The organism is Tardiphaga sp. 619_E2_N8_4, assembly GCF_051810905.1.
Taxonomy (GTDB): domain Bacteria; phylum Pseudomonadota; class Alphaproteobacteria; order Rhizobiales; family Xanthobacteraceae; genus Tardiphaga; species Tardiphaga robiniae.
Genome location: NZ_JBPWQJ010000001.1, coordinates 1227586 through 1240343, shown reverse-complemented (window position 1 = coordinate 1240343; position 12758 = coordinate 1227586). Strand labels below are relative to the sequence as shown.

Genomic DNA, 12758 nt, shown 5'->3' with positions numbered 1-12758 from the left:
TATTTCTCACCTATTGAGAAATAAAGGTGCAGTGGCTTAAATTTTCCGCTTAGGAAAATTTGCGCGGTTGTTATAATCCACTAGGATACCTTTGGTTACAACCGAAGCCGCCCTAAATGACGGATTGCCACGCATGATCCGTCTCCCTTGATGTGATCCAGGAGTAATTGAGATGTCGACGAAAGCGCCCAATCCTGTTGACAAATATGTCGGCAGCCGTGTGCGCATGCGGCGCATTATGCTCGGCATGAGTCAGGAAAAGCTGGGCGAAGCCCTCGGTCTGACGTTTCAGCAAGTTCAGAAATACGAGAAGGGCACCAACCGCGTCGGCGCCAGCCGGCTGCAGCAGATTTCGGAAATCCTGCAGGTCCCCGTCTCGTTCCTGTTCGAAGGCGGCCCCGGCGCGATCCATAACGGCGAAGGCTTCGCTGAAGCGTCCTCGCCTGCCTATGTCTCCGACTTCCTCGCCACCTCCGAAGGCCTCGCTCTGACCCGCGCCTTCACGCGCATCACCGATGCCAAGCTCCGCCGCAGCATCGTCGACCTGGTCGAACAGATCGCTTCGCGCGAAGCCCCGGATCAGCGCTAAAATCACGGTACTTTCAACGGAAATTCGTCATCGCGCCTGATGGCGCCGATGGCGTTTCGGCTGTATCACTCGCGCGCGATGACCACAGCCAATTCCAATCATAACGATCACGATGCCCCCGCTGATGCGGGTGCGTCCACGCCTGCCGAGAGCGGCCATTACACCGGCTCGTTCTTCGGACGCCGCAAGGGCCACAAGCTGCGCGACCATCAGGCCGACCTGATGGCGACGCTGCTGCCGGCGCTCACCGTCGACATCGCACACGCGGCACCTGACGATATCCGCACGCTGTTCGGCACTGATGTCGAGACCGTGCGTCTGGAGATCGGCTTCGGCGGCGGCGAACATCTGGTAGCGGAAGCGCTGGCGCATCCCGACATCGGCTTCATCGGCTGCGAGCCCTATATCAACGGCATGGCGAAGATTCTGACGCAGATCGAGGCGCAGAACATCGGCAATATCCGCCTCGTCGCCGGCGACGCCGCTGAACTTCTCACATGGGCACCGGCCCAATCGCTGTCACGCATCGACCTGATCCATCCGGATCCGTGGCCGAAGAAGCGTCACTGGAAGCGCCGCTTCGTACAGGACGCAACACTGGCTGCGATGGCGCGCGTGCTGAAGCCGTTAGGCGAATTTCGTTTCGTGCATGACATTCCGGATTACGTTGCGTGGACACTCTGGCATGTGTCGCGATCGCCGGATTTCATCTGGACCGCAGAGCGCGCCGATGACTGGCGCCTGCCATGGCCGAACTACACCATGACGCGCTACGGCCGCAAAGCCACGCGCGAGGGCCGCATCGCGGCCTATCTCATCTTCAAGCTGATCTCGTAAGATAAGCGGCGAGCGTAAGCGCTTCGCCTCACAGCATGTTCGGAAGCACACGATCCGGCGGCTTGTGATTGTCGAGGAAGGCACGGATGTTGATGATGACTTTCTCGCCCATCTCGACACGGCCTTCGATCGTCGCCGAGCCCATATGCGGCAACAATACCACCTTGCCGGCGCGCGCGAGCCGCACCAGCTTCGGACTCACCGCGGGCTCATGTTCGAACACGTCGAGCGCGGCACCGGCAATGTCGCCCGACTCGATCAGCTTGATCATCGTCTCTTCGTCGATCACCTCGCCGCGCGCGGTGTTGACGATATAGGCGTCCTTGCGGATCAGCTTGAGACGGCGTGCTGACAACAGGTGGAACGTCGCCGGCGTATGCGGACAGTTCACCGAGATGATGTCCATGCGCGCCAGCATCTGGTCGAGCGAATCCCAATAGGTCGCACCGAGTTCTTCGGCGATCTTCGGGGCGACGGGTTTGCGGTTGTGATAGTGGATCTGTAGCCCGAAAGCGCGGGCGCGGCGCGCGACGGCCTGGCCGATGCGGCCCATGCCGATGATACCGAGCCGCTTGCCGCCAAGCCGCTTGCCCAGCATCCAGGTCGGCGACCAGCCCTGCCAGTCCTTGCCTTCGGTCAGGATCGAGGCACCTTCGATCAGCCGGCGCGGCACTGCGAGGATCATCGACATGGTCATGTCGGCGGTGTCTTCAGTGAGCACCTTCGGCGTGTTGGTGACGGTGATACCGCGGGCATGGGCCGCGACGACATCGATATTGTCGACGCCGTTGCCAAAATTGGCGATCAGCCGGAGCTTGCAGTCGGGGTGCTCGAGCAGCTCTTTGGTAATTTCGTCGGTGACGGTCGGCACCAGCACATCGGCGGTGCGGGTCGCTTCAGCGAGTTGCTCGGGCGTCAGAGGCGTGTCGTCGAGATTGATGTGCGCATCGAACAGTTCGCGCATGCGGGTCTCGATCGAGTCCGGCAGCTTGCGCGTGACGATGACGAGAGGCTTTTTCTTGACCGACATGTCCTGCTCACTCGCGCTTTGGCTAATCCGTTCAGTCCGCATTAACCCGGTTGTTCGAAACTGCCGCAGCCGCGAATTCACCGTTTCCTCGGGTTCCCCGACACCCTTTTTGGTGCCTTGGCCTTCGGTCCTCTCTAGCAGAAGACCAAGCCAAAACAAGAACCCAACAGGCGCGTGCGGCGCGGCGGCACTTGCGTTCTTTGGATTGGGTTGAGGTGGGGTTGATGGCGTTCCGGCGATTTGCGTGTGCGATGTTGGCGATGGGTACTCTGATCGCGGCAGCAATCGATCCGGCTCTCGCTGCCAAGGACACGCCGCTGGGCGCCAGCGGCCTGCCGGTGCCGCGCTACGTCAGCCTCAAGTCGGATCACGTTAATGTCCGCGCCGGCCCCACCAAGGACAACGATGTCGCCTGGGTCTATACTCGCTCCGGCCTGCCGGTCGAGATCACCGCCGAATACGAGAACTGGCGCCGCGTCCGCGATTCCGAGGGCGCCGAGGGCTGGGTCTATCACTCGCTGCTGTCCGGCCGCCGCACCGCGGTCGTGACCATGAAATCCAAGGACGAACTCGCCTCGATCTACGACAATCCGGATGCGACCAGCGCCGTCGCAGCGCGGTTACAGGCGGGTGTCGTGGCGCAGGTAAAGCGCTGCAATAATGGCTGGTGCCGGGTGATCGGCAACGGCTTTGATGGCTGGATCGAACAGCAACGGCTATGGGGCGTCTACGCCGACGAGAAGGTGAACTGAGCACATCCCGCATCGGGAGCCTGGCCTGCGCCGGCGCAGTGGTCGCCATGGCAGCGCTGTCATGGTCCGGCCCGGCTCGTGCGCAATCCGCCACTGAGACGTGTCTGGCTGTGGATCAGCGGCTGTCTGGTGATGCGACCCTTCCGCGCACCGTGGCTGCGCTCAAAACCGGTGGCCCGCTCAAGATCGTCGCCATGGGCTCGTCCTCGACGCTCGGCCTGTGGCAATCCGACCCCGCCAAAACCTATCCCGGCATGCTGCAGAGCGAGCTGCAACACCTGAAGCCGGGACTGCGGCTGGAGGTCATCAATAGTGGGCGGAACGCCGACACGATCCCCGGCAATATCGCCCGCTTCGACCGCGATGTGCTGGCGCATCGCCCGGATCTCGTGATTTGGCAGATCGGCACCAATGACGTGACCTGGCTGCAAAGCGCTGACAGCCTGACCGGCAGGATCGTCGAGGGCATCCGCCTGCTGAAGGCTGACGGCGCCGACGTGATCCTGATGGATCAGCAATACGCGCCGGTCATTCTCGCATCGCAATATTCCAAGATGCAGGCGAGCATAGCTGACGCCGCCCGGCAGGAACGCGTACCGCTGTTCTCACGCTTCGAGCTGATGCGCCGTGCAGTAGACGCAGGGCTCTCCATGGGAGCGCTAACGGCCTGGGACGGACTACACAATTCCGCAGCCGGCTACGAATGCACCGGCCGCTCCCTTGCCCGCGCGATCGTGGCGACGACTGCAGCTGGCGAGCAAACGCCGCCGAAAACGGTTCGGCGACGCAAATAACTTCAGAATTTGGATAAAGCCGTTAGCGCTTTTTGCGCAGACGAACGACCATGTCGATGCGGCTGATCTCGAAGCCCTCGGGGACTTCCGGCATCTTGGTCAGCACGAGGTTCTGGTCCGGAATATCGACCAGCTCGTGGTTGTTCTCGAGATAGTAGTGGTGATGCGAGGTCACATTGGTATCGAAATAGGTCTTCGTACCATCGACGCTGACCTGACGAAGCAGGCCGGAATCCGTGAGCTGATTGAGCGTGTTGTAAACGGTCGCCAGCGACACCGGCACCTTGGCGAGGGTCGCTTCCTCGTAGAGCATTTCCGCGGTGAGATGACGCGCGCCCTTGCCGAACAGCAGCCAGCCCAGCGCCATGCGCTGACGAGTGGGACGCAGACCGACTGATTGCAGCATCTCGTTGACGTCATGCCACGGGCAACCAGTCAAAGCCGGCTGGCGGCCGTGATTGATTTCCGCAACCGCAGCTGCGTCATCCAGAACTGAAACGCTGTCGCTCATATCCACGTCAGTAATCCTGCCGTTCACACTCAAAAAGAACACTGAATTAGCCTTCTATTATAGAAAGGCGGGGCCTCAGATGCAAGGTTTTCGCAACTAGGAGCCATGCATCAGAAGGGATGCTTCCGCAGTGCATCGCAACATGGTCAATAACCCGCCAAAAGCAGGCGATCCGCCGCTTTGCCGCCCCATAAGCCTATGATAGAGAGCGCCCAGCCGGGGCAAGTTCCCGTGTCATTTGGAACAATTCTATATGTGGCGACTCGACCCGGGCAGCCACCACCATCGATGGACCCAGAAAGCCGGCATGATCCAGGAACAACGCAACAGCTACGCATATGAAGACCTGCTGGCCTGCGGCCGCGGCGAGCTGTTCGGACCCGGCAATGCGCAATTGCCGCTGCCGCCGATGCTGATGTTCGACCGCATCACCGAGATCACGGCTGATGGCGGCGAATTCGGCAAGGGTCTCGTGCGCGCTGAACTCGACGTCAATTCGGACCTCTGGTTCTTTGCCTGCCACTTCAAGGGCGATCCGGTCATGCCGGGCTGCCTCGGCCTCGACGCCATGTGGCAGATGGTCGGGTTCTTTCTGGGCTGGTCGGGCGGCATCGGCCCCGGTCGCGCGCTCGGGCTCAGCGAGCTGAAGTTTTCCGGCCAGGTTCTCCCGAACGTCAAAAAGGTCGTGTACACCATCGATATCAAGCGCGTGATGCGTTCAAAATTGTGGTTGGGGATTGCCGACGGCTCGCTTTCGGCCGATGGCGAGATTATCTATCGCGCCAAGGACCTGAAGGTCGGCCTGTTCAAGCAGGAAGCACCTGCCGCATTGCAGCCGGGAACGTGATCTACCGGGTGCCATTCAACGGCGGTCTCCGAGGGGGCGACCGCCAGTTCCACAACAACGTAATTCAAAGGGCGAGGCGATCATGAGGCGGGTTGTCGTCACGGGGATGGGCATTGTCTCATCTATCGGAAACAACACTCAGGAAGTGCTTGCGAGCCTCCATGAGGCAAAGTCGGGCATCACGCGCGCCGACAAATACGCAGAGCTCGGTTTCCGTTCGCAGGTGCAGGGCGCACCGACCATCAATCCGGCCGATGTGATCGACCGCCGCGCGATGCGCTTCCTCGGCGAAGGCGCCGCATGGAATCACATCGCCATGGAGCAGGCGATTCAGGACTCGGGTCTCGAAGAGTCGGACATCTCGAACGAGCGCACCGGCATCATCATGGGCTCGGGCGGACCTTCCGCACGCACCATCGTCGAAGCCGCGGACATCACGCGAACGAAGGGTCCGAAGCGCGTTGGTCCGTTCGCGGTGCCGAAGGCGATGTCCTCGACGGCATCCGCCACGCTCGCGACCTGGTTCAAGATCAAGGGCGTGAACTATTCGATCTCTTCGGCCTGCGCGACCTCGAACCACTGCATCGGCAATGCCTATGAGATGATCCAGTGGGGCAAGCAGGACGTCGTATTCGCCGGCGGCTGCGAAGAGCTCGACTGGTCGCTCTCGGTGCTGTTCGACGCCATGGGCGCAATGTCCTCTAAGTATAACGACACCCCATCGACGGCCTCGCGTCCCTATGACGTCAGCCGTGACGGCTTCGTCATCGCCGGCGGCGCCGGCGTGGTCGTGGTCGAAGAACTCGAGCACGCGAAAGCACGCGGCGCCAAGATCTATGGCGAAATCATCGGCTACGGCGCCACCTCGGACGGCTACGACATGGTCGCTCCATCCGGCGAAGGCGCAGAGCGTTGCATGAAGATGGCGCTGGCCACCACCGGCGGCATCAAAATCGACTACATCAACCCGCATGCGACCTCGACACCCGCCGGCGATCCGCCGGAAATGCAGGCGATCCGCAACGTGTTCGGCACTGGCGAGAAATGCCCGCCAATCTCGGCGACCAAGGCCCTCACCGGCCACTCGCTCGGCGCCACCGGCGTGCAGGAAGCAATCTACTCGCTGCTGATGATGCAGAACGGGTTTATCTGCGAGAGCGGCAACATCACCGAACTCGATCCGGTGTTCGCCGACATGCCGATCGTGCGCAAGCGCATCGACAATGTGAAGGTCGGCACCGTGCTGTCGAACTCCTTCGGCTTCGGCGGCACCAACGCCACGCTGGTCTTCAAGCGGATGGACGCATAACGCGATGCCATCACTGATGCAGGGCAAGCGCGGATTGATCATGGGCGTCGCCAATGATCATTCGATCGCGTGGGGAATCGCCAAGGCCCTGCATGCGCAGGGTGCCGAACTGGCTTTCACCTATCAAGGCGATGCGCTTGGCAAGCGCGTCAAGCCGCTGGCGGAATCGCTCAATGCGGATCTGATCCTGCCCTGCGACGTCGAGGACATCACCAGCGTCGATGCTACGTTCTCTGCGATCAAGGAGAAATGGGGCAGGCTGGATTTCCTGGTCCACGCCATCGGTTTCTCCGACAAGAACGAACTCAAGGGCCGCTACGCCGACACCACGCGTGCGAACTTCTCGCGCACCATGGTGATCTCCTGCTTCTCCTTCACCGAAATCGCCAAGCGCGCGTCGGAAATCATGAAGCCCGGCAGCGCAATGATCACGCTAACTTTTGGCGGATCGACCCGCGTGATGCCGAACTACAATGTCATGGGCGTTGCCAAGGCCGCTCTCGAAGCCTCGGTGCGTTATCTCGCATCTGACTTTGGCCGCCAGGGCATTCGCGTCAACGCTGTGTCGGCTGGCCCGGTACGTACACTGGCCGGCTCGGGCATCGGCGATTCCCGCGCGATGTTCGCATTCCAGCAGAAGCATTCGCCGCTCGGCCGCGGCGTAACACTGGAAGAACTCGGCGGCACTGCGCTGTATCTGCTGTCGGATCTTTCCGGCGGCGTGACCGGCGAAACGCATTTCGTCGACTCCGGCTACAACATCATCTCGATGCCGCATCCGGATGCGTTGAAGGCAGACCCAAGCGAGTAATTCGCCTTACGTCTTTTCCCCCGATGCAAATTCCATTGCCCGCTGGAAGGCCGGACGAGCGCTGCAACGGTCGAGATAGCGCTCGAACGCCGGGCGCGACGGGACCATCTTGAAATTGCGCACGGCAAAGTTCAGTCCTGAACCGATCGCGATATCGGCGGCAGAGAATTGTGCGCCAAGAATCCATGGACCTTCATCAAGCGCGGCTTCGAGCACATCGAACACGCGCTGCGCATCGCCCCAGCCCGCGGCCACCGGATTCAGCTCCATCTTGGTCGCGATCTGTGCGATCGCCGGTTCGATACAGCCCGGCGCAAAGAACAGCCAATAGAGATATTTCGCGCGATGAGAATCGCCGAGTGGAGGTGCCAGCTTCGCCTCGGGGTAGCGTTCGGCAACATAAGCGCAGATGGCCGCAGCCTCGGCCATGGTGGCGTCGCCGTCCTGCAGAGCCGGCACCTTGCCCATCGGATTGACGGCGAGGAATTCCAGCGTGCGCTGCGCACCGGTGGAGATATCGGTCAGCACGCGCTCATAGGCGACGCCGGTTTCCTCCATCAGCCAAAGCGCCGTGAATGAGCGCGAGCGCGGCGACCAGTAGAGTTTCATCATCTGGAGATCCTCCGGAGAAACATTTTGCCATTTGTGCGGGGATTCGGAGAAAGCTGCAAGACGCAGAGCGCTCAGACTCTTTGAAACTCTCATCGCCGCGAAAGCGGGATCCAGTAACCGGCAGTGTCAGTGATGACAGTTGAGTATGACGCGGCGCGACAAGAAAAAGCCCCCGCGACATAGTCGCAGGGGCTTTCATATTCACGGTGGCGGGCCGAGGTTACTCAGCCGCCTGCAGTATCGGCCTCTCGACGAGATCGAAACGATCCGCGTTCATCACCTTGACCCAAGCCTTGACGAAGTCCTTCACGAACTTCTGCTTGGCGTCGGTGCTTGCATAGACCTCCGCGAAGGCACGCAGCTGCGAGTGCGAACCGAAAACCAGATCGGCGCGTGTACCGGTCCACTTGACTTCGCCGCTCTTGCGATCACGTCCCTCGTACACGTTGTTCGAGCCATCGACTGCCTTCCACTCCGTGCTCATGTCGAGCAGGTTGATGAAGAAGTCGTTGGTCAACGTCTCCGGTGTCTTGGTGAAGACACCGCGCACGGACTGCCCGGAATTCGCACCAAGTACTCGCAAGCCGCCGACGAGAACCGTCATTTCCGGAGCAGTCAGCGTCAGCAACTGCGCGCGATCCACCAAAGATACTTCGGCCGGTACGGCAGACGTGCCCTTAAGGTAGTTACGGAAGCCGTCCGCGACCGGTTCCATCACCTCGAAGGATTCCACATCGGTTTGCGCCTGCGAGGCGTCGCCACGTCCCGGAGAGAACGGAACGGTCACATCCAGGCCGGCATCCTTCGCGGCTTTCTCGACCGCCGCACTGCCGCCGAGGACGATCAGGTCGGCAAGCGAAACCTGCTTGTCACCGGATTGCGCCGCGTTGAACTCCTTCCGGATTCCATCGAGCACCTGCAACACCTTGGCTAGCTGAGCCGGCTGGTTAACCTCCCAGTCCTTCTGAGGGGCCAGACGGATGCGCGCGCCGTTGGCACCGCCACGCTTGTCGCCGCCACGGAAGGTGGAGGCCGAAGCCCAGGCCGTGCTGACCAATTCGGACACGGTCAGGCCCGATGCCAGCAGCTTGGCCTTGAGCGCAGAGACGTCGGTGTCGTCGATCACCGGATAGTCAACCGCAGGGATCGGATCCTGCCAGATCAACTCTTCCTTGGGCACTTCCGGACCGAGATAACGCACGCGCGGACCCATGTCGCGATGAGTCAGCTTGAACCAGGCCCGAGCAAAAGCTTCAGCGAAGGCCTGCGGATTCTGCAGGAAGCGGCGTGAGATTTTCTCATAGGCCGGGTCCAGACGCAGGGACAGATCCGTCGTGAGCATGGTCGGCTTGTGCTTCTTCGATGGATCATGCGCGTCGGGGATCACTTCCTCGGCGTCCTTGGCCTCCCACTGGATGGCCCCACCGGGGCTGCGGGTCTGCACCCATTCATACTTGAACAGGTTCTCGAAGAAGAAGTTGCTCCACTGCGCCGGCGTCTGCGTCCAGGTGACCTCAATGCCGCTACCAACGGCGTCTGCACCGGATCCAGTACCGTAGTTGCTCTTCCAGCCCAGGCCCTGCGCTTCCAGGCCGGCAGCTTCAGGCTCCGGACCCTTGTGGGACTCAGGCGCAGCGCCATGGGTCTTACCGAAGGTGTGACCGCCGGCGATCAGCGCCACGGTTTCCTCGTCGTTCATCGCCATGCGCTTGAAGGTCTCGCGGATGAAGCTGGCGGCCGCTACCGGATCGCCGCTGGCACCTGGACCTTCCGGATTCACGTAGATCAGGCCCATTTCCGTGGCACTAAGCGGAGCTTCGAACTTGTCGAGCGACCGGTGGGACAGCCACGTGGATTCGGGACCCCAATTCACGTCCTGATCAGGCTCCCAGACGTCGGCGCGACCGCCGGCGAAACCGAAGGTGCGAAAACCCATGGTCTCCAGCGCCACGTTGCCGGTCAGGATCAGCAGGTCGGCCCACGAGATCTTGTTGCCGTATTTCTGCTTGATCGGCCACAGGAGGCGGCGTGACTTGTCGATGTTGACGTTGTCCGGCCAAGAATTGAGCGGAGCGAAACGCTGCTGACCGCGACCGCCACCGCCGCGGCCATCGCTGAGCCGATAGGTGCCGGCAGCGTGCCACGACATGCGGATGAACTGCGGACCGTAATGTCCGAAATCAGCCGGCCACCAATCCTGCGAATCGGTCATCAGCTTGCGCAGGTCGTTTTTCAACGCCTCGTAATCAAGCTTCTTGAATTCCTCGGCGTAGTTAAACGCATCGCCCATCGGATCGGACAGCGACGAGTGCTGGTGGAGAATCGACAGGTCTAGCTTGTTCGGCCACCAGTCACGATTGGCCCGGGCAGCGGGGGCATGCGCAACGGGGCACTTGCCGGCACCATTCTCATTCGTCGTGTCCATCAGTCTCTCCTTCTGGCTGTTTGGAATATGAGCCGTCCAAGGCAACACCGACACACCGGATCGCCACCAAAAACCCGCTCAAATTTTCCAAAAGCTGTCTAATTTCAATTATCTGCCGAATTCCTCAGCGAGCCTGGCGCTCACCATAGTCGGACTTCGTGACGAGAGATTGGAAGAATTCTTAGATCAGGTCCAGTCGAATTGTCTTCGCTTCCCGATCAGTTTATCTGATGATCCATGATCACGCTCCGCCAGCTCCGCTATCTCGCCGCTCTTGCCAAACACGGCCATTTCGGCCGCGCGGCCGAGGCCTGCAACGTCACCCAGCCTGCGCTGTCAATGCAGATACGCGACCTCGAACGGACGCTGGGCGTCAAGGTGGTGGAGCGTCGGCCCGGCGAGGTGATGCTGACCGATGTCGGGCGCGAAGTGGCGCGGCGCGGCGAGGACGTGCTGGCGGCCTCGCGCGATCTGGTGGACTTTGCGCGGCATCGCGGCGGACTCCTGACCGGGCGGCTGACGCTCGGCGTGATCCCGTCGCTCGCGCCGTATCTGCTGCCGCGGATCCTGCCGGTGCTACAGAAACAGTTTCCGGAATTGCGGCTGGAGCTGCGCGAGACGCAGACCAAGCAACTGGTCGACGATATCAAGTCAGGCGCACTCGATGCCGCGATGCTGGCGCTGCCGCTTGGCGAGCCTGAGATCGATACGGCCAAGCTGTTCGACGATCTGTTCCTGCTCGCGGTGCCGGCAGACGATCCCCGCCCCGCCGAAAAACGCATCAAGGCGATGGAGATCGACCAGAGTCGATTGATCCTGCTGGAAGACGGCCACTGCCTGCGCGATCAGGCTCTGGCCTTCTGCGCCACCGCAGCGCGCGGCCATCAGTCCGGCAGCAACGGCATGGCCTTCGCTGCGTCCAGCCTCTCCACGGTGATGCAGATGGTCGCCAGCGGCTATGGCGTGACGTTGATCCCGCAGATCGCCGCCGATGTCGAACAACGCGACCAGCGCGTCAAATTCCTGCGGTTGGAGAATCCGCAGCCCGGCCGCACCATCGGCCTCGCCTTTCGCCGGACGTCTCCGCGCAAGGCGGACTTCGCCGCATTGGGCGATGTGGTGAAGGACAGCGTTATCGGCTGATCGTGATGGACCGCAAAAGAAAACGCACCGGCGCGGCTGCGCCGATGCGTTTCCGGACGAGCGAAGCGATCGCGCCTAGCTCTTCTGCTTGGCGATGACCTTGTCCTTGATGCCGTCATAGGTCTTCTCGGGCACGATCTTCTTCTGCACGAGTTCGTCCTTGCCCTTATACGGACGGCCTTTGACGATGGCCGCCGAATAGGCCTTGCCGATGCCGGGCAGAGCCTCGAGCGCCTCGACACTCGCCGAGTTGAGATCAAGCAATTCAGCCTTCGGTGCCGGAGCCATCTTCGATTCGCTGGCAGGCGCCATCTTGGATGTGGCGGCCGGAGCCATCTTGCCGGCGGGAGCAGCAGGCTGCGGCGACTGCGCCATCGACGGCGCGGATGCGAGCAGACCCAGAGTGAGAGCGGCAGCGGTCAAAGTAGCAAATTTGAAATGGCGCATCGTGGTGTCCCTCCAAGGACGGTTAAGTAACGCCATCAAGCTAGCTGCGGATTCATGGCGCCGCCATGGCGCGAAAATGAACCGCAGATAAAAGCTGAAGTTTATTTCGCGCGTACTTCGGGAGCGACCGGTTTCAAGTGTTGGAGCGGGAGCGGCGCGCCCGCCTTCAGCGTTTGAATCGCGATATTGCTCCGCACCTCGCGCACGATGGACAGGTTGAGAAGCTTGCTGACAAGGAAACGTTGATAGTCGGCCAGTTCGGGCACGACGACTTCAAGGAAGTAGTCGGACTCACCCGATACGAGATGGCACGCGACCACCTCGGGCATCTCCACGACGGCCTTCTCGAAAGCGATTGCACGCTTGTTGGCATGCCCGTCGATCTTCACACCAATGAAGGCTGTAAACCCCAATCCAACGCGCTCACGCCGCAACGCCGCACGGTATCCATCGATGTATCTCGCTCGCTCCAGGTTCTTGACCCGCCGCAAGCACGGCGATGGCGACAAGCCGACCCGATCGGCCAGTTCGATGTTGCTCAGGCGGCCGTCGGCCTGAAGCTCCGTGATAATTCGGCGATCAATATCGTCCAACTGGATTTCTGGCATGATCCACCAATCTAAGGTCAGTAAAGGACCATTCGTTGCGCGA

Annotated in this window: 14 protein-coding genes; 8 read left to right on the top strand and 6 right to left on the bottom strand. The window is 61.2% G+C overall.

Going from position 1 to position 12758, the window contains the following annotated elements; translation table 11 throughout:
* Positions 1-172: 172 nt before the first annotated feature.
* Together AB8A23_RS05915 and AB8A23_RS05910 are read left to right on the top strand one after the other, a co-directional pair.
* Positions 173-589, top strand: coding sequence for a helix-turn-helix domain-containing protein (locus AB8A23_RS05915; RefSeq protein ID WP_068730045.1), 417 nt, complete (start codon positions 173-175; stop codon positions 587-589).
* Between the two features lie 78 nt (positions 590-667).
* Positions 668-1426: a tRNA (guanine(46)-N(7))-methyltransferase TrmB gene (locus tag AB8A23_RS05910; RefSeq protein ID WP_439060568.1), complete on the top strand. Its 759-nt coding sequence runs from the start codon at positions 668-670 to the stop codon at positions 1424-1426.
* A gap of 28 nt (positions 1427-1454) precedes the next feature.
* On the opposite strand, the gene AB8A23_RS05905 is transcribed toward AB8A23_RS05910, so the two are convergent.
* Positions 1455-2456: a 2-hydroxyacid dehydrogenase gene (locus AB8A23_RS05905; RefSeq protein ID WP_068730047.1), complete on the bottom strand. Its 1002-nt coding sequence runs from the start codon at positions 2454-2456 to the stop codon at positions 1455-1457.
* Between the two features lie 224 nt (positions 2457-2680).
* On the opposite strand from AB8A23_RS05905, the gene AB8A23_RS05900 reads away from it, so the two are divergent.
* On the top strand, positions 2681-3208 hold the full coding sequence (locus tag AB8A23_RS05900; protein ID WP_068730049.1) for an SH3 domain-containing protein: 528 nt from the start codon (positions 2681-2683) through the stop codon (positions 3206-3208).
* A 47-nt stretch (positions 3209-3255) separates the two neighbouring features.
* Positions 3256-4002 (top strand): SGNH/GDSL hydrolase family protein, encoded by a 747-nt coding sequence (locus AB8A23_RS05895; RefSeq protein WP_439060159.1) that lies wholly within the window; start codon positions 3256-3258, stop codon positions 4000-4002.
* Positions 4003-4024: 22 nt separating this feature from the next.
* Here AB8A23_RS05895 and irrA read toward each other — a convergent pair whose 3' ends face one another.
* Positions 4025-4513 (bottom strand): iron response transcriptional regulator IrrA, encoded by a 489-nt coding sequence (gene irrA / locus AB8A23_RS05890; RefSeq protein ID WP_089263317.1) that lies wholly within the window; start codon positions 4511-4513, stop codon positions 4025-4027.
* Between the two features lie 307 nt (positions 4514-4820).
* On the opposite strand from irrA, the gene fabA reads away from it, so the two are divergent.
* The 3 genes from fabA (at position 4821) to fabI (ending at position 7480) form a co-directional block, all read left to right on the top strand.
* Positions 4821-5360, top strand: a complete 540-nt coding sequence (gene fabA / locus AB8A23_RS05885; protein WP_210269351.1) for a bifunctional 3-hydroxydecanoyl-ACP dehydratase/trans-2-decenoyl-ACP isomerase — start codon at positions 4821-4823, stop codon at positions 5358-5360.
* A gap of 82 nt (positions 5361-5442) precedes the next feature.
* Entirely contained in the window at positions 5443-6669 is a 1227-nt protein-coding gene (fabB, locus tag AB8A23_RS05880) for a beta-ketoacyl-ACP synthase I (RefSeq protein ID WP_068730055.1), read from the top strand.
* 4 nt (positions 6670-6673) lie between these two features.
* Positions 6674-7480, top strand: a complete 807-nt coding sequence (fabI, locus tag AB8A23_RS05875; protein WP_439060160.1) for an enoyl-ACP reductase FabI — start codon at positions 6674-6676, stop codon at positions 7478-7480.
* Positions 7481-7486: 6 nt separating this feature from the next.
* Here fabI and AB8A23_RS05870 read toward each other — a convergent pair whose 3' ends face one another.
* Both AB8A23_RS05870 and katG read right to left on the bottom strand, forming a co-directional pair.
* Positions 7487-8092, bottom strand: coding sequence for a glutathione S-transferase family protein (locus AB8A23_RS05870; protein WP_089263313.1), 606 nt, complete (start codon positions 8090-8092; stop codon positions 7487-7489).
* A 220-nt stretch (positions 8093-8312) separates the two neighbouring features.
* Complete coding sequence (katG, locus tag AB8A23_RS05865) at positions 8313-10517, bottom strand: catalase/peroxidase HPI (RefSeq protein ID WP_439060161.1); 2205 nt, start codon at positions 10515-10517, stop codon at positions 8313-8315.
* A 237-nt stretch (positions 10518-10754) separates the two neighbouring features.
* Here katG and AB8A23_RS05860 point away from each other — a divergent pair, with 237 nt between their 5' ends.
* Complete coding sequence (locus AB8A23_RS05860) at positions 10755-11660, top strand: LysR substrate-binding domain-containing protein (protein ID WP_439060162.1); 906 nt, start codon at positions 10755-10757, stop codon at positions 11658-11660.
* 75 nt (positions 11661-11735) lie between these two features.
* Here the strand turns inward: AB8A23_RS05860 and AB8A23_RS05855 are convergent, their stop codons facing one another.
* Positions 11736-12107, bottom strand: coding sequence for a ComEA family DNA-binding protein (locus tag AB8A23_RS05855; RefSeq protein WP_089263307.1), 372 nt, complete (start codon positions 12105-12107; stop codon positions 11736-11738).
* A gap of 101 nt (positions 12108-12208) precedes the next feature.
* Positions 12209-12715 (bottom strand): Lrp/AsnC family transcriptional regulator, encoded by a 507-nt coding sequence (locus AB8A23_RS05850; RefSeq protein WP_439060163.1) that lies wholly within the window; start codon positions 12713-12715, stop codon positions 12209-12211.
* Positions 12716-12758 lie beyond the last annotated feature (43 nt).